The sequence below is a fragment of the Streptomyces sp. SID13666 genome, from assembly GCF_010548325.1.
Taxonomy (GTDB): domain Bacteria; phylum Actinomycetota; class Actinomycetes; order Streptomycetales; family Streptomycetaceae; genus Actinacidiphila; species Actinacidiphila fildesensis.
In genome coordinates this window covers 78,719-100,959 of sequence record NZ_JAAGLX010000002.1, presented here as the reverse complement: position 1 = coordinate 100,959, position 22,241 = coordinate 78,719, and the positions used below count along the sequence as shown (strand labels likewise).

The 22,241-nt window shown below is 69.1% G+C and carries 24 protein-coding genes; 1 reads left to right on the top strand and 23 read right to left on the bottom strand.

The features are described 5' to 3' along the window. Positions 1–2: 2 nt before the first annotated feature. The 16 genes from G3I60_RS05365 to G3I60_RS05290 all read right to left on the bottom strand — a co-directional run bounded on the left by G3I60_RS05365 (position 3) and on the right by G3I60_RS05290 (position 15,296). Positions 3–1,205, bottom strand: coding sequence for a hypothetical protein (locus G3I60_RS05365; protein ID WP_164606705.1), 1,203 nt, complete (start codon positions 1,203–1,205; stop codon positions 3–5). Beyond that, on the bottom strand, positions 1,205–2,194 hold the full coding sequence (locus G3I60_RS05360) for a hypothetical protein (protein WP_164606703.1): 990 nt from the start codon (positions 2,192–2,194) through the stop codon (positions 1,205–1,207). The genes G3I60_RS05365 and G3I60_RS05360 overlap by 1 nt, the downstream gene beginning before the upstream one ends. A gap of 96 nt (positions 2,195–2,290) precedes the next feature. Continuing rightward, a complete protein-coding gene (locus G3I60_RS05355) occupies positions 2,291–3,235 on the bottom strand; it encodes a hypothetical protein (RefSeq protein ID WP_164606701.1) in 945 nt (314 codons plus the stop codon). Continuing rightward, entirely contained in the window at positions 3,219–7,268 is a 4,050-nt protein-coding gene (locus G3I60_RS05350; RefSeq protein WP_164606699.1) for a hypothetical protein, read from the bottom strand. The genes G3I60_RS05355 and G3I60_RS05350 overlap by 17 nt, the downstream gene beginning before the upstream one ends. After that, positions 7,261–7,506 carry a hypothetical protein gene (locus tag G3I60_RS05345; RefSeq protein WP_164606697.1) on the bottom strand — a complete coding sequence of 82 codons (246 nt, stop codon included), beginning with the start codon at positions 7,504–7,506 and terminating at the stop codon, positions 7,261–7,263. Before G3I60_RS05345 ends, G3I60_RS05350 begins: the two co-directional genes overlap by 8 nt. Before the next feature lie 8 nt (positions 7,507–7,514). Further along, complete coding sequence (locus G3I60_RS05340) at positions 7,515–8,039, bottom strand: hypothetical protein (protein ID WP_164606695.1); 525 nt, start codon at positions 8,037–8,039, stop codon at positions 7,515–7,517. Positions 8,040–8,164: 125 nt separating this feature from the next. Next, positions 8,165–8,758: a hypothetical protein gene (locus G3I60_RS05335; RefSeq protein WP_164606693.1), complete on the bottom strand. Its 594-nt coding sequence runs from the start codon at positions 8,756–8,758 to the stop codon at positions 8,165–8,167. 74 nt (positions 8,759–8,832) lie between these two features. Then, a complete protein-coding gene (locus tag G3I60_RS05330; protein ID WP_164606691.1) occupies positions 8,833–9,261 on the bottom strand; it encodes a hypothetical protein in 429 nt (142 codons plus the stop codon). After that, a complete protein-coding gene (locus G3I60_RS05325; protein ID WP_164606688.1) occupies positions 9,261–9,521 on the bottom strand; it encodes a hypothetical protein in 261 nt (86 codons plus the stop codon). Before G3I60_RS05325 ends, G3I60_RS05330 begins: the two co-directional genes overlap by 1 nt. A gap of 229 nt (positions 9,522–9,750) precedes the next feature. Further along, positions 9,751–10,281 (bottom strand): hypothetical protein, encoded by a 531-nt coding sequence (locus tag G3I60_RS05320; protein ID WP_164606686.1) that lies wholly within the window; start codon positions 10,279–10,281, stop codon positions 9,751–9,753. 1 nt (position 10,282) lies between these two features. Then, positions 10,283–10,615, bottom strand: coding sequence for a hypothetical protein (locus G3I60_RS05315; protein ID WP_164606684.1), 333 nt, complete (start codon positions 10,613–10,615; stop codon positions 10,283–10,285). 29 nt (positions 10,616–10,644) lie between these two features. Continuing rightward, the gene (locus tag G3I60_RS05310; protein ID WP_164606682.1) at positions 10,645–11,514 is read right to left on the bottom strand and encodes a hypothetical protein; all 870 of its coding nucleotides are present in this window, start codon (positions 11,512–11,514) and stop codon (positions 10,645–10,647) included. Positions 11,515–11,593: 79 nt separating this feature from the next. Further along, positions 11,594–13,156, bottom strand: coding sequence for an NlpC/P60 family protein (locus tag G3I60_RS05305; protein ID WP_164606680.1), 1,563 nt, complete (start codon positions 13,154–13,156; stop codon positions 11,594–11,596). Next, positions 13,156–14,190: a hypothetical protein gene (locus tag G3I60_RS05300; RefSeq protein ID WP_164606678.1), complete on the bottom strand. Its 1,035-nt coding sequence runs from the start codon at positions 14,188–14,190 to the stop codon at positions 13,156–13,158. Before G3I60_RS05300 ends, G3I60_RS05305 begins: the two co-directional genes overlap by 1 nt. Positions 14,191–14,220: 30 nt before the next feature. Further along, entirely contained in the window at positions 14,221–14,697 is a 477-nt protein-coding gene (locus G3I60_RS05295; RefSeq protein ID WP_164606676.1) for a hypothetical protein, read from the bottom strand. A 134-nt stretch (positions 14,698–14,831) separates the two neighbouring features. Beyond that, a complete protein-coding gene (locus G3I60_RS05290; RefSeq protein WP_164606673.1) occupies positions 14,832–15,296 on the bottom strand; it encodes an IPT/TIG domain-containing protein in 465 nt (154 codons plus the stop codon). Positions 15,297–15,467: 171 nt separating this feature from the next. On the opposite strand from G3I60_RS05290, the gene G3I60_RS45140 reads away from it, so the two are divergent. Further along, a complete protein-coding gene (locus tag G3I60_RS45140) occupies positions 15,468–15,980 on the top strand; it encodes a hypothetical protein (protein WP_164606671.1) in 513 nt (170 codons plus the stop codon). On the opposite strand, the gene G3I60_RS05280 is transcribed toward G3I60_RS45140, so the two are convergent. The 7 genes from G3I60_RS05280 to G3I60_RS05250 all read right to left on the bottom strand — a co-directional run bounded on the left by G3I60_RS05280 (position 15,967) and on the right by G3I60_RS05250 (position 22,228). Continuing rightward, complete coding sequence (locus G3I60_RS05280) at positions 15,967–17,214, bottom strand: hypothetical protein (RefSeq protein WP_239069562.1); 1,248 nt, start codon at positions 17,212–17,214, stop codon at positions 15,967–15,969. The genes G3I60_RS45140 and G3I60_RS05280 overlap by 14 nt on opposite strands. Then, positions 17,211–17,483 (bottom strand): hypothetical protein, encoded by a 273-nt coding sequence (locus G3I60_RS05275; protein WP_343241921.1) that lies wholly within the window; start codon positions 17,481–17,483, stop codon positions 17,211–17,213. The genes G3I60_RS05280 and G3I60_RS05275 overlap by 4 nt, the downstream gene beginning before the upstream one ends. A 137-nt stretch (positions 17,484–17,620) precedes the next feature. Next, entirely contained in the window at positions 17,621–18,913 is a 1,293-nt protein-coding gene (locus G3I60_RS05270; protein ID WP_164606668.1) for a phage major capsid protein, read from the bottom strand. Between the two features lie 197 nt (positions 18,914–19,110). Further along, on the bottom strand, positions 19,111–21,018 hold the full coding sequence (locus G3I60_RS05265; RefSeq protein ID WP_164606666.1) for a 2'-5' RNA ligase family protein: 1,908 nt from the start codon (positions 21,016–21,018) through the stop codon (positions 19,111–19,113). A 60-nt stretch (positions 21,019–21,078) separates the two neighbouring features. Then, positions 21,079–21,267, bottom strand: a complete 189-nt coding sequence (locus G3I60_RS05260; RefSeq protein WP_164606664.1) for an Rmf/CrpP family protein — start codon at positions 21,265–21,267, stop codon at positions 21,079–21,081. A gap of 14 nt (positions 21,268–21,281) precedes the next feature. Beyond that, a complete protein-coding gene (locus G3I60_RS05255; RefSeq protein ID WP_164606662.1) occupies positions 21,282–21,848 on the bottom strand; it encodes a hypothetical protein in 567 nt (188 codons plus the stop codon). A 113-nt stretch (positions 21,849–21,961) separates the two neighbouring features. Continuing rightward, positions 21,962–22,228, bottom strand: coding sequence for a hypothetical protein (locus tag G3I60_RS05250; protein ID WP_164606660.1), 267 nt, complete (start codon positions 22,226–22,228; stop codon positions 21,962–21,964). Positions 22,229–22,241: the final 13 nt, after the last annotated feature.

Sequence of the window (22,241 nt, the reverse complement as noted above, 5' to 3'; positions counted from 1 at the left end):
GGTCAGTAGTGGAACGAGTCGGTGCGCTTGAGGGTCAGGACGCACGTGCCGGTGGCGGAGATTTCATCCGCCACGATCCGGTGCCACACGTCCACGTCGCCGACCCACGGAACCGTCACCTGCAGGCGGATGTCGTCGCCCAGCGCCCAGGAACCGAGCGCGGCGTTCGGGTGATCGCGGATCTCAATTGCCGGGATCTGCAGAGCCTTCGTGCGGCCGGCCAGCTCCTGCTCCCCGCGGGTGCGAAGTGCGGCATCGGAGGCAAGGGTCTTGTCGGCGACGACGGTGACGCGGCGCAGTCGGCCGTCGTACCGGTAGAGCTGGGCGCGCTTCATGGCCCGGCCGTCACCGCGGCCCAGGACGATGGCCTCGTTGGCGTAGTCGTCGCCCATCCCTTCCGGTTTCGCGGTGGCGGTGATGTTCTCGCCTTCCGCGAAGCGCAGGTCATCGCGTTTGCGGCCCAGGCGCGGGGCGCCCAGGCGCAGCCGGTGCACGATGGTGTTGCTCGTCCCGTCGGCCCAGGAGTGGTCCTCGACGTAGTCGAACGGGGTGTCGCGGGCCAGGCGGTCGATGGTGTCCCCGACGTCAGGGGTGTCCCACCAGGCCAGTTCCCACGGGTCCGATCCGTCCTGTGCGCCCAGGGGCTTGCCCAGCCGGTGGCCGTCGACGACCAGGCCGAGGTTTCCGTACGGCTTGCCCTGCACGTGCGCCCACAGGGTGCGTACCGCGTCGTAGGTGTCGAAGCGGGCCCCGCCGTACGGCTTCGGCGCCGGTGGGACTTTCCGCTTCGGCTTGGAGAAGTCGATGTAGCCGTCGTGGTTCTTGTCGCGTCCGGCGTACGGGTCCTTCGGGGTGATCAGCGGCCCGGAGACCATGTAGTCCTCGTACGGGATGCCGTGCGGGTAGGCGGTGAAGCCCTCGCACTGGATCGCGTACTTCGATCCCTCGTAGCCGGTGTCGGTGACCACGCCGCCCCAGCGGATGTGCCCGTCGACCTCCGCGAACAACTTTGTGCCCCAGTCCTGGAGGATCGGGATGCCGTCGCTACCGATCATGCGGGCGTATTCGGGGTCGATGGCCCCGGACAGGGAGCCGGGCCCGGACAGGTCCCGGCGCGGGTTCGAGGACAGGGTCAGGGGCACGTCCCAGTCCAGGATCTCGGCTCCGACGGCGCGCTGGGCGATGAACCGCCAGCCGGCCGCCATCAGAAACTGTCTTCCTGGGCGCTCTCCACGAACTCCACGTCGGCGAACATCGACGACCCGGTATTGGCTTCCAGTACGCCTTGGATGTTGGTACCCGCGTATCCGGAGCCTTCCATCACCAGGTCCTGGACGGTGCCGCGCATGGCGGCGGGGATGCTCACGCTTCCGCCGGCCATGCAGTGCACCCGGATCGGGTTCCCGACCCAGTTCACGTCATAGACGGAGTTGGGGGTCAGTAGTCCACCGAGGTTGCCCCGTAGGTAGCCGTAGGAGTCCTTCGCGTTGCGCTGGTTGAGGCCGGCCCACGTCACCATCACGGTCGCTGATGTGGCCCACTCCGGGATCTCAATGGGCCACCGGCAGCCGTTGGGGAATTCTTCCCACTCCGGGTTGCGGACGTTGCCGACTTCATCAGCAGGGAACACTCCGCGCACGGCGCGCACCACGCGCCGGCGGCGGGGGTTGGCCATCTCCCGTAGATCCTTCACCATCGACCCGGTGACGGTGGAGGTGTTCGCGGGGATGTCGATCCTGGCCAGCGTGATCGCCGAGTCGGTGGGCCGAATCTGCCGCACGCTCTTCGTCGTCGCGGGTACTCCGGAGATGACCCGGGTGAACACGTACGGGCCGGTGGCCGGGTTGGACGGGTTGGGCCACGTCTCGCCGTACGAGTTCGGGTTCTCGATCCGCGCCACGATGAGGTCGCTTCGCGCGGCGGCGCCGGTGCCGGCGATCGGGATCTGTTCCGCGACCGGCAGGCGGCCCGCGTACGCCTGATAGGTCGCTCCGGCAGCCCGATTGAGGATCGCGCAGGCCCCCGGCAGGATCTGCACGGCCGCCGCCGGGGACGCCAGCGCCCGCACCTGCAAATCCGCTGAGCCGATGGTGCCCTCGCTGCCGGAGAACGCCGCGTAGGCCAGCAGCCGGGCGACTTCCGACGAGTGCTCGGCGCCCCCTTCGGTGAACCACGGAACCGAATCCCACCCCATGATGTTTTCCTCCTGCTGTCGAGTACCGGGCAGCAGCGGACTGTTCCCTCCGGGCGCACCTTGCGTCTCGACCTGCCGTTCTCGACGACGGACAGGTCACAAGTAGGCGTAGGCGCCGCGCCAGGCCACCGTCATGTAGGCGGTGCCGGTGCCGTCTGCACCGCGCAGAATCGCGTCCTGGCGGCCCAACGGCAGCCGCAGGTCAGCCAGACGCGGTGAGCTGCGCGTCAAGGATCCGGCGACGGAGGCGGTGCCGTTGCGCAACACCGTGCGCGCCCACGGCCGTGGGTCGATCGTGACACGCTCGCCTGCCGACAACGTGAGGTCCAGGCCGACGTTCCATCGCCCCAGGACCTCGCATGCGGGTTGGCTGATCGGGCCGTAGAAGGTGACGACAGGCCAGGTCGGCAGCGTTCCAGAAACCTGGATCTGCCCCGGAAGCCGGGTGGCGCCGGCTCCCACCATCGACAGCGGTGTCTTCAACGGACCGATGAGCCCGCGGTGCGGCGGAGGCACCACGTCGACCCGGATGGTCTGCTCGACATCGTCATAGGCTGCGTCATCCGCGCATACGAACTCGGCAACGACCGGGGTGTAGCCCTGCCGTGTCAGCCGGGATCCGGTGGCACCGAATTTGCGGGGGCGGCCGTAGAAGAGCCGGGCCCGGCCACCCTGCATCGTGCGCAGGACAGCAGGGGCGGCGAAGCGGCGCCGGACCGCGTCGGCCCGCCACGCCTGAGCCATGGCAGAGACCGCCCCCAGGTTCGCGCTGTGACGGCCGGCCCCGTCGTGGGCGTCATCGACACTGTCCACGCCGACCTCGAAGGTAATGGTGGAGGTGGAGCGGAAGTCCTGGCCGAGGCGCACCCCGTCCTCGCGGGGCAACGCGGCCTCGCCCTCGTTGATCGTGCCGTAGGTGATCTCATACGGCTCCAGGAGGTAGAAGCCGGTGCCGAACGTGCCGAAGGTGAAATCGGACCCGGGGTAGGGGCCGTTCGCCGCGTACGACAGGTTCCATTGGCCGTCAGCCAGTTGCGACATGGGCGCCCCCTCGTTTGATGCGGCGTAGCTCGAACATGGCGTCCTGCAGTGCTTCGCCGGGTGTGGTGGGGGTGCTGGTCAGGTTCAGGTTCAGGTCCCCGCCGATCAGGGAGCCGGCCGCGCCTTGGGGTGCTGTGGTCCGGGAGGAAGAGGAGCGGGTGCTGCGGTACAGGTCCGCGGCCGCGGACGCCTGGTAGGCCATGGCGCCGCCGTTGGCGAAGTACGAGACGTGGCCGCCGAACATGTTGGCCACGGACTCCAAGATCGACTCGGAGCGTGCGCGCTTGGAGCGGGCGAGAGGGATGTACGCCTCACCACCGGTTTCCGGCTCAGCCCACAGCCGCATCTCACCGGCGCGTGCGATTTGCGCGATGTGCCGCTCGCTGCCGTTCGCGAAGGCTTTCAGCGCTCCGGAGGCGCGGCGGATCGCACCGTCCGCGTAGGCGCGCACGATGCCGCCGTTGGCGTACCGGCCTCCCTTGACCTTTTCCGCAGTGCCGTTGCTGACCCAGTCGGTGACTACCGTGTTGTGGACGGTGGTGCCCGTGAGACTGTCGATCCGGTTCTGCAGAGCTTGGAGCGCGGCCATGGGCCGGTCGACCGGCGCGGTGACGCGCACGTCCTTCGTACCGGGGATCGTCTCGACGACGTAACCCAGGTCTGTCAGCGCCCGCCTGGCCAGATCGGTGGGGGCGGTGACCCGCACGTCCTTTCCGGCCGGGACCGCGTTGATACTGTCGCGGACCGCCTGCAGGTCGCCGATGGACTGCCTGACGATCGCGGCCACGGTGACGCTTTTACCGTCCGGGACGCTGCCGATGGAATTGACCAGGGCGGCGAGGTTGCTACGGGCGGCCGCGGTGGGTGCCGCGATCACCACCTCGTGGGACTTCGGGATGTAGTTCACCGCGATGCCGACCGCGCGCAGCGCCTGGACGGCCTCCTCATTGGGGGCGGTGATCCGGATCTCCTGCCCGGGGGGAAGGCCGAGCAGACGCGTCTGCAGCGTGAGGAGGTCTGCGTTGGACTGGCTCAGGCCCTTGGTTTGAAGGAGCACCTCGACGGTTTCCGGGACCAGGCCGAGCTGAGTGGCCAGGCGGGCGGCGTCCTTCTCGCCGAGCCCGAAGGACTGCGCGAGCTTGATCGCCGAGTCCCGGCTCTTCGTCATCTCCCCGCGGGCAGCAGCCAGGGCCTCGGTCATGGGCTTGCCGCCCTTGGTGGCCATGTCGTACGCGGCAGTCGCGGCGTTGACCGCGGAGTCCCGCAACTCGTCCAGCGTGCTGTTGAGCTGCTGACCGTTACGGGTCGACGTCTTGACGCTGCCGTCGCTCGCGAGAAGCGCGGCGCCGTAGCCCTTGGTCTTGTCGATGGCGCCGGTCATGACGTCTTCGGCGGCCAGGACCGCGGCGTTGACGCGGGTCTGCGCGTCGTGGAAGTCGGTGGCGCGTCCGGTGAGGGCGTCCAGCGCGGCTTTCAGGGATTTGGTGCGGGTGTCGGCGTCGGCGGTCGAGGTGGACAGCCCGGCCACTGCGGTCTTGAGCTGGCCGTAGGCCGTCGCACCACTGGCGGAGGCTCCGTTGACCGCCAGCCCGTACTCGCGGTTCTTCTTGACCGCGTCGTCCAGCAGCCCGGACTGGTCGGCCAGCGCATCCGCGAAGTCCTTGGCGTTTTGGCCGGCCTCCGTCATCTTCAACTGGTCGATCTTGCCGTTGCTCTCCCAGTGCTCCGTACTCTTCGCGTAGGCCCGCATACGCTTTTCCAGGGCTTCCAGCGAATCGCCCTGCCCCAGGGCCGCGTCCGTCAGTTCCAGCAGCGACACCTTGGCCTTGCCCGCCGACTCCGACAGATTGTTGTCCTGCAGCAGCTTCGCCGCGGTAGCGCGGACGTTGGCGTCGATCGCTCCGCCGCTGTCGCGCAGGGCCTGCGCCAGGGTTTCCACGTCGGTGCGGTGCTGCTGTGCGGCCTGTGCGGCTTCGCGCTGGTGGTTGGCGAGCAGGCTCAAGCCGATGGACGCGGCAGCCAATGCGATCCCCCAGGGGCCGCCGAAGAAGGACGAGAGGCTTCCGCCGACGCCCTGGAGGCCACGCATCCCCCCGCGCACAGCGGCGGTCGTGCCGGCCAGGACCCGGTTGGAGGTGCCCGCGTTGTTCGCGGCGCCCCGGTAGGCATTGAGCATGCGCGCGAGGATCGGGGTCTGACCGGTGACGGCCCTTGTCGCACCGCCCATGCTTGTCATGGCGGCGGCGGAGGTACGCACGTTCGTTGTCAGGCTGCCGAAGATCCCGCCGATCGACCGCATGATCTTCAGGCTCAGCATGACGGTGAGGAGCGTGGCCAGGCCCATGGACAGGCCCGGGACGACCCGCAGCAGCGCGGCGGCCTCACTGGTCACGTCCGCGAAGACCTTCGCAATCAGGGCGATGCCCAAGCCGGCCGCCGCGACCTGGCGCAGAACTGCGGCGAGGCTGGAGAGCAGGGAGATGACCTGAGGACCCAGCCCGCGGCCGACTTCGTTGAGGAAGCCTCCGAGACCGGGGAGCAGCTCGGTACGCAGTTGGTGGATGACGTCGACGAGGCCGTTGTCGGTTGCCATCCGGGCCAGGCCCTTACCGATGTCGCCGATCAGGGCCAGCATTTCCCGGTAGGCGGGAAGGCTCTGGTCGAAGAATGCCTTCTGGCTTGCCTGGCCCTTGTCGCTGTTGGACCAGAGGTTGAACCGCTTGGCCTGCCACTCCAGGCCCTTGAGTAGGGCCTCGCCCTCCGCGTTGGCGGCGCGGCCCATGCCCGCCAGGCCGTGCCCGAGGTCGGCGGTCGCGCGGCCGAGCTGTGCGGCCTTCTTACCGGCCCGGTCGAGGAACCCTTCGATGGTGCCGTCGGCGCGGCCGGTGGCGGTTGCGGCCCGCAGCCACTGCGTCCAGCCTTCTGCCGCCTGACCGATGCGCTGGGTGAAAGGGCCGGAGGCGACGAGGAAGTCTTCGGTGGTGTGACCGAGGTTGCCCAGGGCGCCGGTGATGTTGCCGATCACCCGGCTGTTGGTGCTGCTGATCGCCGCGAAATCCTTGCGGAAGACGCCGGTCTGCATCCACTTCGCACCCCGGCCGATCATGGCGCCCATCTGCCCTGCCGCGTCCCCCAAGGACTTGGACAGCAGGGGAAGAATCGTTTTTGCTGCGGGCTCGATGTCCTTCGCAAAGCCGGAGAACAGCTTCTCCTGGACGCTGGTGCGGACCTTGGCCCAAGCGCCCTGAAGGCTCCCTATCGCGGCGACCGCGATCCGTGCGGAGGGTGAGAGTCCGACCAGAGCAGCGTTCAACTTCAGCTGCTCCGACTTTGTGACCTTCATACCTGCCGCGTGCCGCTGGGCCATCTGGGCGGACTGGTCGAGGGCCGCGCCGAAGCCCTTGAAACCGACGACCGTGCCAATGGCGGCCATGCCTGCGGCGGAGATCAGTCCAGGCAGCGCGCCGACGACCCCCACGGCCGGCGCCGCCGCGCTCACCAGCGCTGTGAGCCCAGTACCAAGCTGCATCAGCGCGGAGACCGCGGGCTGTGCAAGGGAGACGATCGCGGGGAGCAGTAGGCCGCGCAGGCCCCGGCGTCCCTTGGGCATGCGCAGGTTCACCGGGACCTGGACCGGACGCCGTTGTGCTTCGCCGTCGGCCTCGCCGATCATGCTGCGAATGCGGCTGACCAACCCGCCCCCGCCCCCGCCGCCGCGGCGGCCGTCCCCGCCGTCCGCGCGGATCGGTACGGAAATGTTGGTGTGCCGGGCGATGCTCGCGGCCTCTTCGAGCTCGCCGCGCAGGTGATCGCGGTCGAGATCGACGCGGACTGTCGCCTTGACGCCGGCCGCGGCCTCCTTGACGACCGTTTCCAGCCGCTTACGCAGGCCCTTCTTGCTGACCTCGACGGCAATCTTCACCGCCAGACCCTCAGCGGCGGCCTCGACCTTGGTGCGCAGCTCCCGGGCGAAACCCTCCAGGGCAGCACTGACCGGCACTTCGAGCCGGCCGGCCTGCATGCCCTCAGCCACTGCTGCGCACCTGTCCTCTACGCTGCGCCGCCGCCAGCATCTGGCGGTGCCCAGTCAGTTCGCGTGGAGCCCGTTCCGCCTGCGGGTACGGGCGGTGGATCTCCCGGGGTGTCTCCCTGCGCCGCTCGGACGCGATGAGGGAGACCTCTTCAATGAGCTGTGCGAGCAGCTCGGTTTGGACGGTCCAGCCGCCGATGGCACTGGAGCGGGTGCGCGAGTCCTCAGGCAGGCCGTCCATCAAGGCGATCAGGCGGCGGAGGCCGAGGAATCCGGGCTGTCCGGGGCGTCGCCAGATCCCTCGGGCGTCGAGTCCGTAGAAGCGGGCGAGGTCGGATTCGACGTCTCCCCATCGCTCTCGGAGGAGCCGGACAGCCCAAAGAGCTTTCCCAACGTGACCCCGTAGACCGAGGACAGGGCCTTGGACAGCCGGATGTAGTCCGTCACCCACGGGCGCGCGGCGATGAACTGCTCGAACTGCTCAGGACCCAGCAGCGACAGGTAGACGTCCTTGACAGCGTCGAGGAAGGCGCGCGGGAGGTTCGGGCGCTTGAGCAGCAGGTCGAAGACTTCACCGGTCACCGTGGACCCGGGGGAAGTCACCAAGTCGCGGAGCAGCCCGACGAGGTCGAGGTCGTCGGACAGCAGCGGGTCAAGCGCGTCGGCGGGTAGCTCCGCGGGGAAAATGAAGTCCCGGCCGCCGAACCGGACCGGGATGCCGTCGGGGAAGCGGGACTCGCGGCGGGCGGCGTCCAGATCGATGAAGGCGCTCATGGTTCGGGCCTCTCCTGTGGTCGGGTGGTGTGGCGCGGGAACAGTGACAGCCCGAAGGCATTGCGTCGCGTTCTCGCTCGGCCGGCCCGGCGGAGCCCATCTGCGCAGGCCGGGCCGGTGCCCAATCACGGGGCGGGAGCGAAGCTCGGATCGTCGGTGAGGATGTACCAGGCATCGACGTCATCGCCGCCCTGGACCGCCAGCCGCAGCGGCAGCAGCGCTTCCTTGGTCTTGTTCAGGTCCTTCGAGACGCCCTCCATCTGCATGGACCGCGGCAGGACATACCGGTAGTGCTTGCCGCCGTCGATGACCTCGACGCACGCGGCGACCTCGGTCCGCGAGCCGATCCGCGGGGGCGTGAACTTGTAGTGCTTCACGGTCGCGCCGCCGCCGGCGGGGGTGATGGTGGTGATCTCGCCGCCGCCGTAGACCGCGCGGAAGTTATCACCGGACCACTGCTGCAGGTCGACTTCGACCGTGGCCGCGTCCGCGGTCTGGAAGGTGCGGGACGGGAAGTCCGTCTGCGCGGACTTCACGCTCTCGAAGTTCGGCTCCTCATTGAACTTCAGGGAGTCCTCGCTGGTCAGACCAACCGCACGCCACCCGACGGGCATGACGACGGTGGCGTCTGCGGGTGCGATGGTGCCGACGGGTGCCAGCCACACGCGGGTGCGGGCTGGGACGACGATCTGATTGCTGTTGGTGAGTTCGCCTGCCATGGGTGGTGCGCTCCTCGGGGCCGGGGGTTCAGGGGCGGCCATAGTGAGGAGTGGGCAGAGCTAACGTCGCGCGCTCACGGGTGGAGCGTCACGGACAGGCCGAGCAGCCAGCGCGGTTGGCCGTCGACCAGCGGTGACCAGATGAGTTGCCCGGTCGGGAGGACCCCGGAAATGACGGGCCCTGCGGGTTGGGGGTCTGCGTCGACGAGTTCGCGGGCGGCCAGGGCGCAGGTGAGGATGATGCGCCGTAGTTCGGCCCGTCCGGGCCAGCCACCGGGGTCTCCGTGGATCTCCAAGCTCACCTGCGGGGCGGTTGCCCAGGTGAGGTCACGCAGATCACCGCCCGGCCCGTGGGTGACGATCAGGTGCGGCCACGGTGCTTCGGCGACCCCGGACACACGGCCGGGGCCACCGAGCGCGTCGGCGACCTTGGGGTGACCGGCCAGCCAGGACAGGACCGCAGAGACAGGATCCGCGTCTGCGAGCGCGTAGGCGTCGGTCATCAGGTGCGGGCAACGTATCCCTGGCCACGCAGCCGGCGTGCGTAGTCCGGCGCGATGAGGATCCGGGCCCCTGGTGCGTAGTCCTTCCCACCGATGGCCAGGTGATGCGACAGGACAACGGTTTCGGGCTCCGCGCCAACAGGCAGCGGGGGCCCGATGACGTCCGGGGTACGGGGGAGCGGCGCTTTCGGCTCCGTGGGTTCCGTGTCGGCAGTGATCTTGCTGCTGCCTGCGTCTGGAGTGCTCTTGATGTTCGTCATGGCGGGCACTGTGGACGGTCACGTGCTTAGCGTCGCGCCCTTCCCGTTGAAATGGGCTAACCAGCCTGCAGTTCGGGACTGTCCGTGGCAGGGTGAAGAACCTGCCGGTAGGCGCCCCCGCCGGTAGCAGGGCCCGCGCGCACCCCGCATCGCGAGGCCCGCCGCGGCCTCCGGTGTCCACCTTCCCGGGGGCCGCCGCCCAGTCTCGCCGGGCAGACCCGGAATCTGTTCACCGTCGCAAGGCGACGATCTGTGCTGCGCGGGCCATGAAGTGCACGCCGGGGGCGGGGAGATTGCCGGGGTAGACCGTTCCCACCTCGGCTTCGACAACCATCGGGCCCTGCGCGTACACGGTGACGGTGACCTTCTTGCCGGTGATCACCGGCTCGCTGGTGTTGATGTGCCGGGCGATGCCGTGGGGGTCGCTGTAGGTCGTGCAGCGGCAGTTCTTGAGGTTTGCTACGGCTCGTGATGACTCGTCTCTCGGGGCGTGCATGTAGGTGTAGGGGCCGACACCGCGGTGGTGGCGGTCCCAGTCCATCGAGTTGATCGTGAACCGCAAATTGTCCGGGACGGTCTGACCTTGAGCGGCCACGTGGGTGGGTCGCACCTTGTCATCGCCCATGGTCACCCAACGTTTCGTGGGGGGCGCCAACCGCTTCGCCTCCGTCTCGACCTGTTGCGCGAGACGACGGACGTGGGGCGCGATCATGAGGGCAACCGCTTCGTCCAAGCCGGGCACGGCCGTGAATTTGGCCATGTCACAGCTCCTTGGGCGGGTTGAGTGTGGCGGTCACCTGCACGTAGTCGGCTGCGGTGCAGCCGGGCACTCGCTGGTTGCGGGCGGCTGTCACCGTCCAGGACAGGCCGGCATCGTCGGTGACGGTGTCGCCTTCCCGCACCGGCCACGCCGCCGGGTTCAGGCGTAGGGACCAGGAGCCGTCGGGCTGTTCGGTGGCGGCTCCTGGCCAGGTGCCGCGGATCTGCGGCGGGGTGGCGGGATTCGGGGGTACTGGGGTGCCGTTGGCGTCCCGTGTCCAGGGGTGCGGCAGGACCCGGACGGAGAGCAAGCGGTCAGCCAGCAGAACGGCCATGGTCGGCCTCCCTTCGGTGTTGGCCGGGGTCACCGGCGGCCGTAGCGGCCGCTGGAGTAGGGCCAGGGGGCGGTGGGCGAACTAGTGATGGGCCGGTAGGTGAGCTTGCGGAACCCGGACAGGGATTCCAGGCCGGGCAGCGCCCCGGCTTGGCCGGTCGCGGGGGCAGCCTCGTAACTGATCGACTGTCCCTCTGCCGATACAGAGGAGACACGGCGACCGGTGCTGTCCTCGCCGTCCGCGGGCCTGTTGCGCAGCGACTCGGCGGCGTGTGCGGCCACGTAGCGGCGGATCGGCGCTTCCTGTGCGGCGTCCAGCCCCACGAGAACATCCACGCGATACCTGCCGTCTGGCTGCGCCGCGTAGGTCAGCACGGTCACGAAGTCGTCCAGATGCCCGGTCGGCCATGCGGACGGGTCGTCGAGCGGCATACCCCAAGCCGGTGTCACGTCCGTCAGTACCAACCGGCGCGGAACGAGGGGGCGGCCGAGGTAGCCCGCCACATCGGCTTGCGCGTCGGCGATGCTCTCGGCGTAGCGCTCCCGCTGCGCCGGGGTCAGGGGCAGCGGCGTGCCAAGGAGGTCCGCGACGGCTTCGGGGGAGGCGGCCAGTCCCGTATCGAGCGGTAGGTCGACGTGGCGGCTGCGGTCAACGACCGCCGGAACGCCTTGGGCCGGGGTGAACGTCGCGACGGTCCAGTACCGGCCGGGCGGCACGGTGTCCGGCACATCGAACCGGTACACCTCAGGGCGCACCCGTACGGAGGGGCCGGCGCCGGCCAGGGGAACACCGTCGCGGGCCGGGGTGGGATACAGGTCGAGGCGTGTGACCTCGCCGCCGGCCGGTAGCGGATCGCAGATGGCCCCCGCCCAGACGGGCGTGTAGTGGTACAAACCCACGGTCGCCTCCTTCTTCGAATGGTGGGTGTGCAGGGTGCCGGGCGGGCTGGTCTACCGTCGCGGGGGTGGACGGGGCTTGTCAGAACCGGCGGATGATCCGCAGCCGGGCGGCAAACGTTCCGGTCCCGTTGATGATCGAAGGGCCGCCGAGGTCCGCGAACGTTGGCCCCGAGACGGTCTTACGGCTGGAGATGAACCGGTTGTTGCCGTTGCTGTCGACGCCAAGGTAGATCCCGTTGTGGTCGATCTGCCCTTCGATGGGCTCGGTAGCGTCGGCGTCGAACAGCACGGTGTCCCCGATCTGGAGTCCGGTCAGCGACGGAGCGGTGCCCGTAGCCTGCTGGACGATGACTCCCGGGCCGTACGGTCCGATGTCCCGTGTCCGCCGTGGGAGGTTGAGGCCGTCGAAGTTCAGGTCGAACGTGAGCGGGATGCCCATGTGGCGCCACACGGAGCGCAGGAACCCCGAACAGTCGATGCCCCCGGAGGTGGTGACGGACCCGTGCGGGAACGTCCGAACTTCGCCATTGGGGTACGTCCAGCCCATCCCGCTGAAGTCGTTCCAGTCGGAGAATTCGATGCGGGACCCGTCGGCAGCCAGCGGCCCGTACTGGGCCTCACCAAAGATGCGTTTCCCGCTGAGTGCCGGGTCGGTGACCGTGGAACCCTGGAAGGCGAACATCATCGCGTAGCCGATTACGTCGGGGCTCGTGTCGACCGCCCACTGCCGAACCTGGTCTGCGAGGGCACTGGTCCAGGTGCCGCTGTACGGGGCCGCGAGGACGCGCACCCACGTGCCGTGAGTGACGACCGGCGGGTGGGCCCAGGTGGCGCTGGTGACGGTGAAGTCGTCGATGATCGTGTTGACGGGAATGTTGGTGTTCCCGGTGGAGGCCAGGGCGCGGAGCCCGATCCGCCCGGTCAAGAAAGTGCTGTCGGTGACCGAGTAGGTCCACGTGCCGGACTCGGCCGCCCCGTCCTTCCAGGCCCGGCACCGGACAGTGGTGCCCGCCCGCTCGGCCCGGATGTGCCAGAGCTGGCTGGCGGCGAACCCCGTTCCAACGGTGGTGGCGGCGCCAAGGGTGGTGGTAACGCCTGCGATGACGACCTCCAAGGCGCACTGGACGGTGCCCGTGGTGTTGACCAGGAGCCGGGCACGGTAGTGGTTGCTGGAGTCCTGGTAGCCGAAGGTGATGGCGGCAGAACAGGACGCCCCCGTGGGTACCTCATCGAAGGTGATCGCGGCAGTCACGCTCACGTCGCCGATGTCGCCGTCGTTCAGGGACACATAGCGGCCGGTGTTCACCGTGTCGAGGAGGATCACACCCTGACTGCCGTTGACGGAGAAGTTAGCGTTGCTGCCCGCCAGGTTCAGCCACTGGCCACCGCCCGGCGACAGGCCCCATCCGTTGCTGTATGTGCGGGTGAAGTTGTCGACGAACGGGCGCTTTTGCTCGGTGAAGGTCCGTGACGGGCCGCGCAGGGTGACGGTCTTCGCCCCGACTGTCAGCGTGGCGAGGACCCCCTGAGCATCGGAGACTTGCAGTTGCGCTGGAGAACCGGGTACCGCGGTTGTTGTCAGGGCGGTGGACGGCTTCGAGTATCGAGTGTCATCGTCCTGAACAACCAGTACAGCGGCCATCAGGCGCCCTGCACATCAACTTGAAGAGTCACTGCGGATGGTGAGCCGGTGACGCCGGTGAGTTTCACCGTGAGGGTGTCGCCAGCAGCCATCGCCGTGTTCTGCAGGGAAGGCCCGGACATCCACGTCGCGGCCACGGACAGGGAAAGGTCCGTGGGCAGGAGGTCTGAGGCATTGTTCTGGGCGTTGATCGTGCCCCCGGTGCCGCCGGCGCGGTAACCGCGTACCGCCACGACCGTGCAGGGCTGCGACGCCCGCCACACCGCGTAGGCCGTTGCACCCGTCGGGGACGGGAACACCACCGTCTTGCTGGAGGTGACAGTTCCGGGCGGCAGGGTCAGGCTGGATGCGGTCAGGGCGCCGACCGTAACCGGGCCGGTGACCGTGCCCCCAGTCGTCTTGTCCAGGAACTTGCCCGTCGCCCAGGCTCGGTCTCCGTGCGCGTCGGGGGCCGAGCGGTGGTCGTTCAACGCGCCGATGAGCCCAGCGGGATCCCCGCCGAGGTTCAGGCCGCTGGCCGGCCACACCCCGTTCTCGCGCGGCCCGTACAAGGTCCACACGGTGGGCTGGGAGGTGTCCATCCAGAAGTCGCCGTCCAGGCCCGCCCCGACTGGAGGGCGGCCCTTCCCCGACAGAACGCTGGAGCCGTCATCGCCCTTGATCCCCGGCACTGGCACGTAGTTCAGCCGGCTTGGATCCGCGGGCATCTTGATTGCCAGGTCCACGACCGGCTCAGCCGACGGCAGTGCGAGGGAGAAGGTCCGGGACGGTGCGCCGTCGTCCAGGAGCACCGTGACGGTGTACGCCCAGCCGGTCGGCTGCATGCCAGCGTTGTCCGTCGCGACCAGGAGCACGACGAACTCACCGTTGATATCCAGCACCGCGGTCGCCCGGCCGGTGACGACGGTCCTGGCGTAGGCCAGTTCGATGACGGCTGGGGCCTCGAAGACCACCGTTCCCTTGAAGGGGGTTCCGTCTGGGTGCCGGAATCTTCCGGTCACCTGGACGATGGCGATGCCGGGGGGAATGATCATGGGGGCGTTTTCTCGCTCGACCAGGGCGGCCTACTGCCCGGCTGCAGAGCGGGCTGCCTGCGCGACAAGCCGCTCGCGGATCCGGGTGGTGATCTGTTCCGACACCACAGCTCCGGCCGGGAGCAGCAGACGCTCGATAGGGTTCGCATGCGGGCCTAGGAAGGTGCGTTCCACCAGCCGGACGGTGCACTGCAAGGTCGATCCGTACGCGGTGAGCGGCCTGAATACCGCCTCCAGGTCGGCCGGTGGCTGCTTGGTGGCGTCGTCGAGGATCACGTCGGCCAGGTGCTCCGCGTCGGGGATGACCTCTGTGGGCGAGACGTATGAGTTCGGTGCAGCCGGGGGCGCGGGCTCGGGAGCAGGCGGCGGCTCCAAGGGCGCCACGTCGGGTGCCTGGGGCCCTGAATCGGTGTTGGTCTGATCGGGTGCCGGTGTATCCGCCGCTTCCGGGGCGGATGTATGGGCCTGCTCGGGCGTGGTGTTCGGTGTACGGGTGCGGGTGGCCACGGTGAAGGTCCTCTCCTACGGTCGATCCGGTCGCGCGAACCTTGACCGCTGCAATCGCCTTGCGTCGCGCGCTGCGCCCGCCGTGCGCGAGGCCCCCCGCGCGGATTGGCGTGGGGGGCTTCGGTAGGGGCGGATCAGGCGTAGGTGAAGCCGGCGGTCTTGGTGACGGTGCCCGCGTCGTCGGCCAGGACGAGGTTGACGGCGCCCGCCCCGCCGGCCGGGCTGGTGACCCGGATCTGCTCGGAGGAGTCGATCCGCAGGTTCGTGCCGGCGGTCGCTCCGAAGTTGACGCCTGCGACACCGTCCAGGGCGGTGCCGGTGATCGTGACGACCGTGCCGCCAGCGACGGGACCACCGGCCGGAGACGTGGTGAGGATCGTCGCCAGGGTGTAGAGACGGTCGATGGTGGACTGCCGGACCGTGGTGCCTCCCTGATAGAGCAGTTGCCTGCGGGATCCCTCGGGTCGCCCGTCGCCGCGCCCGTACGCCTCGGTGACGAAGATGTCCTCGGTGACGTGCTTCTCCGGGTCGGCGACGGCCACGGCCGGGAAGCTGGCCTTCGCGATGCGGGTGCCGTCCGCCTTGTACAGACCGCTCATGGTGGTGTCCTTCCTCGGGGTTGGTAGTGGTCGCAGGATGCGAGAGCGCCGGGCCTAAGGTCGCGGTCTGCGGGCGATCCTGGTTACCTGAAGGCGTCGCGCGGGGAGTGAGGGCGGGCCTACGATGGGTGACGGGCAGTCGCCTGTCCGCCCCGGCGTCGGGAGGCCGTTGTGAATCCGTCCGTTGACCAGGTTCCGGACCCGCCGAGCTACCCGCCGAAGACCCCGCCGCCGCCCAAGCGGCCGGTGCAGCCGCCGCGACCCCCGATCGGCAAGGCGGGGATCGCATCGACCCGCCGCCAGCGTCTGACCGTGGCGAACCGCCGCGGCGCCAACTGGACGATGGAAGCCCAACCGTGGGTCGCCCTGGGCGCGTCCCGCAGGGTTGAGGCCAAGCTGCGCGAGTGGGGATACGGCAACGGGCCGGCCGTGGGTGAAGTGGCGAAGTTCCTGGTGACCACAGCGGTGGGCGACGGGGGTTCGCGGGTCAGCCTGCATCTGGCGGACCAGGACCAGCAGGCGCTCGTCCTGGTGCTCAGCCACCAAGCCGGTCTGGCACCTGCCGACGACAGTGTCCTCAAGGGCCTCGCCGCAATGGGCGTCACCACCTGCGGGGAGGACACCGCCCCGGACGGGCGGCGCCTGTGGGCGCTCCTTGACCTCCAGCGGCTCACAGCAGCCTGAGGTCGTCCCATCCGGTCGGACCGACGCTGAACACCATCAGGCCCGCGGTGCTGACCTCACCGGACCGCACCGTGAACCAGTCGGACCCGTTGTCCAGCGTGGGGGCCTGGATGTGAAGCCGCCCTTGGCCGAGCTGTTGGGTGCGCCAGTGGTGGAAGTGGCCGGTGATGAGGATCGAGGCGTCGGCGACGGGCTGCCGGCCGAATGTCTGGCCTCGCCACCAGTCCCCGGCCTTGTCGGGGCGCGCGTACTGGTGGCCGTGTGCCAGGCCGACAGTGGTGCCGGCAACGTCGAGAGACACGGTGTCGCGCCAGCGTTCCGGGATCACGAACGACACGTGGCCGTACGCGTCGGCGTTGCGGGCGTACGCGTCCGCAACCTGCGACAGGACTTCAATGCCCCAGTCGTCGACCGGCGGGCCGATGGCTTCCTTGCCCCGGCGGACGCGGCCATGGTTGGAGCCGCAGGTCGCGGCCACGACGCGGCCGAACCGTCCGACGAGACGGTCCAGGCCCTCGAAGGTGAGGCGGCGGTGAACTCGGACCATCTCGGTCATCGTCAGGTCATTGGTGAATGCTTGCTGGGCGGTGTTCTCCTGGCCCTCAATGCAGTCGCCGGCGTCGAGCCAGTACGCCGCGGTGGGGCCACGGCCGACGGCCTTGAGATCGCGGATGTGGTCGTCGAGCCGGTCGAAGCGGTCCGCGACGCGGGCGATGAGTTCAGGGGTTCCGCCGTCGCGGCCGACCTTCCCGGCCTGCGCGTCCGCGTAAACGACGACGAGGGCCCGGTCCGTGGTGTCCACGGCGGGGCGGGGGGTGCGGCGGCGGCGCATCGCGTCGCGAATCAAGGCGTCGATATCGCCGGCGGACGCCCAGGTGGGGGTGGAGGGCTCGACGCTGTACCGGCAGCGCCAGACCGCGCGGGTCACTGCGTCGTCACCCTGGTTGTCACGGTGCCAGGCGGCCGGATCGTGCTTGGCCTCGACCAGGCGCACCCGGAACCCGTCGGGGACGGTGAGACCGAGGTCTTCGACGTGATGGCGCCACCCGGGTTCGTCTTGCGGAGGCTGTTCACCCGCGGGCGCGGTGATGATCATCGCCCCGTTCGGTTCGTACTTCACCCCGGCCTCCCACCCCTTGGGGGCGGTCGTGGCGGGGCGAAGGATCTGGGTGGGTCCGGCCTGGTCGGCGGCAGCGGGCTGGAGGAGCGCCTGTAGGTCGCTGGTGAGTGTCATCGCGGGCACAGGCATCCGGTCTCGGCGCCGCGGCGGCGGTGGCGAATGATCACGCCCATGCTGACGGCGTGGCCGTGCTTGGTCAGGGCGTCAGCGATCTGTCGGGCTGTCACCGTCGGGGTGTCCAGGATGCGTTGCAGGGCGGCCGCGGTGCTCTCGTCGGCTCCGGCGAGGATCCGCCCTACGGTGCAGGTGCTGCCTCTGCGGGCCGGGGGGTCGCTGACGAGTGCGTCCAGCTCCCCGGCCAGGTCCGTCCACTTCTCGATCACCGGTGTCCTCCGTTCGTTCGGGGCCGCAACGTAAGGGCCGGCTGGCTCTTGCGTCCTGAGCGGCCGGTAACGGGGGGCGGCCGGCGCCCGGCGGATGGTTTCCGCTGAGCGCCGGCCGCGGCCGCTGTTGCCGGGGATCAGCCGGTCGGAGGTGTCCAGGTGCCGATCACGAAGGACTCCGGGCGCGGGACTTCCAGCGCAAGGCGTTCGTCCGCGCGGAAGGTGATCAGGCCCTTCTCGAAGTTCTCCGCGTTCTCCGAGGAGACGGTGACGGAGACGTTCTCCCGGTCGTGGAGCTGCGCGCCCAGGCCGAACGCGCCGACGAGGAACTTGCCGTCCTCCATGGCCGTGGTCTCGACGACGTTGAGCCGCCAGACCTTCTTCTCCGCACCAACGGCGACGGCGAGAGCGACGCGGAAGGCGCCGTTCTTGTCCTCCTCGACCTCGACCTGCTCCCACATGGTGGGGCTGAGGACGATGCCTGTGGGGTCGTACTCGGCGAGGATGGCCTTGGTGATGGAGCGCCGGATCTGCACCGAGTACTTGTCGGTGGGCGCACCGGCGTACTGCTGGACGCCGGGGGTGTTGAACAGGCCGGTTAGGGACTGTCCGTCACCGACGGAGTGCAGGAGGTCCCAGTCTTCGGCGTACTTGACGCCCTCGACCATGCGCGTGTTGATGAAGGTCCGAAGGCGTGGTTCGTCGGACAGGATGTTCTTGTGCGCGTCGAGCAGGTGCGCGACTTCCGCGACGGGGTACATCACCGGCGTCAGCGACAGCTTGGAGCGCTTGGCGCGGCCCCAGGTGTCGGTGTCAGCGCCGGTCGCCGGAGACGTGCCGTCGGCGCCGTAGCGCTCCTTGACCTGCGCGGCGTTGTTGGTCCAACCGGTCTCCCGGGCCCCGTAGAGCACGGGCTGCTTGGTGGACGACTTCGGGAACAGATCCCGGATGTGCCACTTGCGGTAGGCGCGCTCAGCGATGCCCAGGTTCTGGGCGGAGCCGAGCGTCTGGTGCGTGACGGTGCCTCCGGACAGGGAGAAAATGGACTTCCCCTCCATCGCGGCCCGCACGTACGGCCGGTCGTCGAAGCCGCCCGCGGAAGCCCGCTGGAACGCGTCGCTGTCGATGAACATGTCACCGAGGGACTTGGCCTCAAGCTCCCCACGATTGCCGTAGTGGAGCCCCGCGGCCGACGGACCGTCCGGCTCCTGCAGGTAGGACTTGATCTCCGTCATGCCCTGCTCTGCGGAGATCAGAGACTTGATCTCCGTGGCCTCCGAGGAGACCTTCTTGAAGGCGGCGGCCTGCTCGGTCGATACGACGAACTGACCACCGTCTTCCACCTTGAAGGTGGAGGCGATGCGGTCGGCTTCGGCACTCTTCTCCGCGAGCTGGGTCTGCAGGCTCTTCAGGAGGCTCTTGTCTGCCATGGTCGGTTCTCTCCCTGATGCTGGTAGGCAGTTGACGTGCGTCGCTCGCCCGGCCAGCACCGGGACGCCTCAACGCGTGAGGCATTGGAATGGGAGAGCACCCTTAACGTCGCGTGCTCCCTGACCCCAGGAGTCGGGGCAGGGAGCACCATGGCGATTTGGGGGTTTGGACGGCCGCTTTGGGAACCTGCCCGCGGCTATGCGGGGTGCAGGGCAGCGAGCTGTGCTTTCACCTCTGCGGCATCCAGGCGCACGCTGCCCTTGGGCTGAGGGCCCGCGTCCTCATCCGGGTCGTCGTCCGCGTCGACCTCGTCGTACGGGGACTCGGGGTTGATGCCTTCGTCGTCGAGCAGATCGTCTTCGTCGTCCCACAGCCCGAGCGATGCCTGCTGAGGATCCGGGTCCGGCTCGATGTCGAGCCCCTTCGCCGACAGAGCGGAAAGGAGGCTGATCACGGTGGGTCTGATCTTCTCCAGCTCTTCCGCTCGCGCGTCTGAGAGGTTGATGCGGGCGGCAGCGTCACCGATGGACTCAACCGACGGCTGAACCACACGAGCGTCGAGGTCTTCCTCATCGGTGGCGGCCCGTTCCGGTTCGCCGTCCTGTGCGGGAATGACGAAGGTCGTCAGTTCAACCTCCTGCGGGGTGCCCAGGGCTACGTCCCGTCCTTCGAGCCGGTACGGCACCGAGTACGTCATCTCGTCCCCCGGCCCGTCCCGCACGCACACGATGACGTGATCGGGATACGTCGCTTCGACGCAGGTGAAGGAGTCCTCCTCGTTGCCCTGCAGGAGTTCGCGGGCGGCGGCCGTGATGCGGCTGCGGATCTGCTCATACGACTCGCTGAGGGGCTGGTACGGGGTCACGGGGGCTTCCTCGGGGGAGACGGCGGGGAATCGGCTCTTGGCTTCGGTGACGACCGCGCGGGCCGACGCGGCTGCCGGCCGAAGGGCCTTGGCTTCGGCGACCAGCGCGGCGGCGGATTTCGCCTCCACGGCGTACGGCTCGGGCGGGGGCGTCTGCGCTGGCGCGATCTCCGTGTCAGCGGGCGGGCCGGTGAGCCGAATGGGAATGCGGTCGTGGCCGCGAACGACATGCACGGTGTTGAACTGGAGGGGAATCGCTGGGACGTCCGCTACGTCGGGCAGGTCGTAGCCGAGGGTCAGGTGGGGGGTGAATCCGTGGTCGGTGCGGACGGCTTCGGACAGTGGAGATGCGGCCAGCGCGTCAGCCACCCGTTCCCGCAACGCGGTCAGCCCCGGAACGTCGATGGGAATCCAGGTGGGGACCCCGGATCCTGTGTCGGGGAAGCGGCCGATTCCGCCGATGCTGCCCTGAAGTGGTTCGCTGTTGGTGATTGCGGCCCGCACAAGGTCGGGGAGGTCGTCGGGGTGGCCGGGGAGTTGATCTGCATCGCCCAGGTAGGCCAGCGTGATGTGGAGTTCGGCGGGGGGTGTGCCGTCGGGGTGGGCGATCCGGGCGGCGATGTCCCGTGCCGGGTACAGGGCGACCATGACCCCGTTGTCCACGTTCGATTCGGCGGTCTTCACTTCGAGGTCCACGGACGACCAGGTGGTCTTGTGCTCCATTCCGGCGGCCTCCGGGGCGGCCTTGACTTCCAGGGAGCGCGTCAGCGGGTGCGCGCCGTGCAAGACGGGCGAGACCTCGTACAGGTCGAGGCGGTGGATCATGCGGACCCCGTCGGCGCGCTTGGACGCGCCGGCGAGCGGCACCTTGTAGCCGATGGAGAACTGGGCCTGCCCGTGCTCATGCCACTGCAGGACCTGCTCGTAAGCGTCGCGGCCCTGGGTTGTCCGAAGGTTGAACTGCACGGTGGCGACCAGGGCCCCGGCGGCGGCCGGCCAGCCGGGGATCTCGGCGAAGCGTGGGTCTCCGGGCTTCCACTCTTCGATCTGGAGGACCACGCCGACGGGGTGGCGCCATTCGTGGTGCCAGATGTACTTGACCTGCCGGGTGGCCAGGGTGACGGCGAACGCGCCAGGAAGAATGATGTCCCCGACGTCGTCGACCAGGCCGGTGACGGCGAAGATCGCGCGGCAGATTCCCTGCCGGGGCGCAGGTTTGCGGGGCGGGGGACTCGGCACGGTGGTACCTCTCCGGAAGCGGGGCCTGGTGAGCCCCGGCACCGTGCCGCCCCCGGGCGGTTACTGTCCTGCTGTGCCTCGGGCGCCCTCGCGGGCATCAACCCAGCCGCGGGTCCAATACCGGTGGCTGACCTGCTGCTCGGTGTCGCCCCTTTGGTCGTACGGGCACGTTGTGGATTCGGCGCCGGCCTGCTGTGCGGCGCGGCCTTCGTTCATCAAGCTCAGGCACTTCGCGCGGTTCAGTTCCATGGGGTGGGTCCTCCTCACTGGCTGGTCAGGTTCATGGTGTCGGGAACATCATTACCTGGCGGGTCGGCGCTGGTGTCAGGGTTCTGGGCGTCGACGGAGTCCTCGCCGCGTGTACGCGTCATGTGCGCGTCGTCCACGTCGATGGCCCATGCGTCCGCGTCGGCGTACCGCCACACCTGGCCGTCGCTGTCGCGGATCCAGCCGGTGAGTGTGCCGTCGGACGCCTGATCCAGCCAGGCTTCCTCACCCGTGTCGCCGCTGTAGGCGGCGAACGCCTGCGCGGGGTCGGTCTCGTCGCCCTCGTCGTACGCGTCGCCGGCCCACGGGCGGGCGTCGTCCGCGGGCGGGGGTTCAGCCGCCGCGTCGTCCGTCGGTGGCTTCTGGGTGCCTGGCGTGGCAGCGTCGGGCAGCGGCTCCGGCGGTGTTGGCGGTGTGGGGCTGGTAGGCGTGGCCGAGGACAGAGTCTGGCGGCCCTGCGGCGCCGTTCCGCTGTCGAGTTCCTCCCGTTTCGCCTTCTCCTCGTCGCTCTCCTCGTCCAGGTGGTGGGGCAGGGCCTTGGTGGCGAATCCATATGTGGTCACCGCCGGAGATTGAAGGACGCGCTGCGCTTGTGTCCCAGTCCGTAGGATCATCGAGATGTCCATGTACGAGGGACCTCCGCCCAACCAGCACGCCCGTAGCAGTGACCTTCTGATCAATTCACGCGCGCGTTGCGTGGGGCTCCGGCACCCGTCTCTTGGACACGTGTGTGCTGCCGCAGGAAAGCGAGCACCGTCGCCTCGTCCGTGGGATCGAGGGCCCGTCGCGGCCCGGTGGGCGTGAGCATCACGGAGCGCCCCTCGAATAGTTGGACCAGGGCCCGGATGCGCCGGGAGCCGGTCACCGGCCGCTCCTGCTGGCCGGTGACCTGCACCCGGTAGGCGGCGCCATCGTCGAGGGCGCCGGTCACGGTGAAGGGCATATGAAGTCTCCTG

What these genes read in the sequence shown, in the direction of transcription:
- G3I60_RS05335 (WP_164606693.1), bottom strand. Translation starts at nt 8,758, where the DNA reads ATGGCAGGCGAACTCACCAACAGCAATCAGATCGTCGTCCCAGCCCGC.
- G3I60_RS05345 (WP_164606697.1), bottom strand. Translation starts at nt 7,506, where the DNA reads ATGGACGGCCTGCCTGAGGACTCGCGCACCCGCTCCAGTGCCATCGGC.
- G3I60_RS05270 (WP_164606668.1), bottom strand. Translation starts at nt 18,913, where the DNA reads ATGGCAGACAAGAGCCTCCTGAAGAGCCTGCAGACCCAGCTCGCGGAG.
- G3I60_RS05315 (WP_164606684.1), bottom strand. Translation starts at nt 10,615, where the DNA reads ATGGCCGTTCTGCTGGCTGACCGCTTGCTCTCCGTCCGGGTCCTGCCG.
- G3I60_RS05320 (WP_164606686.1), bottom strand. Translation starts at nt 10,281, where the DNA reads ATGGCCAAATTCACGGCCGTGCCCGGCTTGGACGAAGCGGTTGCCCTC.
- G3I60_RS05290 (WP_164606673.1), bottom strand. Translation starts at nt 15,296, where the DNA reads ATGAGCGGTCTGTACAAGGCGGACGGCACCCGCATCGCGAAGGCCAGC.
- G3I60_RS05330 (WP_164606691.1), bottom strand. Translation starts at nt 9,261, where the DNA reads ATGACCGACGCCTACGCGCTCGCAGACGCGGATCCTGTCTCTGCGGTC.
- G3I60_RS05365 (WP_164606705.1), bottom strand. Translation starts at nt 1,205, where the DNA reads ATGGCGGCCGGCTGGCGGTTCATCGCCCAGCGCGCCGTCGGAGCCGAG.
- G3I60_RS05280 (WP_239069562.1), bottom strand. Translation starts at nt 17,214, where the DNA reads ATGACACTCACCAGCGACCTACAGGCGCTCCTCCAGCCCGCTGCCGCC.
- G3I60_RS05360 (WP_164606703.1), bottom strand. Translation starts at nt 2,194, where the DNA reads ATGGGGTGGGATTCGGTTCCGTGGTTCACCGAAGGGGGCGCCGAGCAC.
- G3I60_RS05260 (WP_164606664.1), bottom strand. Translation starts at nt 21,267, where the DNA reads ATGGAACTGAACCGCGCGAAGTGCCTGAGCTTGATGAACGAAGGCCGC.
- G3I60_RS05305 (WP_164606680.1), bottom strand. Translation starts at nt 13,156, where the DNA reads ATGGCCGCTGTACTGGTTGTTCAGGACGATGACACTCGATACTCGAAG.
- G3I60_RS05340 (WP_164606695.1), bottom strand. Translation starts at nt 8,039, where the DNA reads ATGAGCGCCTTCATCGATCTGGACGCCGCCCGCCGCGAGTCCCGCTTC.
- G3I60_RS05355 (WP_164606701.1), bottom strand. Translation starts at nt 3,235, where the DNA reads ATGTCGCAACTGGCTGACGGCCAATGGAACCTGTCGTACGCGGCGAAC.
- G3I60_RS05325 (WP_164606688.1), bottom strand. Translation starts at nt 9,521, where the DNA reads ATGACGAACATCAAGAGCACTCCAGACGCAGGCAGCAGCAAGATCACT.
- G3I60_RS05250 (WP_164606660.1), bottom strand. Translation starts at nt 22,228, where the DNA reads ATGCCCTTCACCGTGACCGGCGCCCTCGACGATGGCGCCGCCTACCGG.
- G3I60_RS05300 (WP_164606678.1), bottom strand. Translation starts at nt 14,190, where the DNA reads ATGATCATTCCCCCCGGCATCGCCATCGTCCAGGTGACCGGAAGATTC.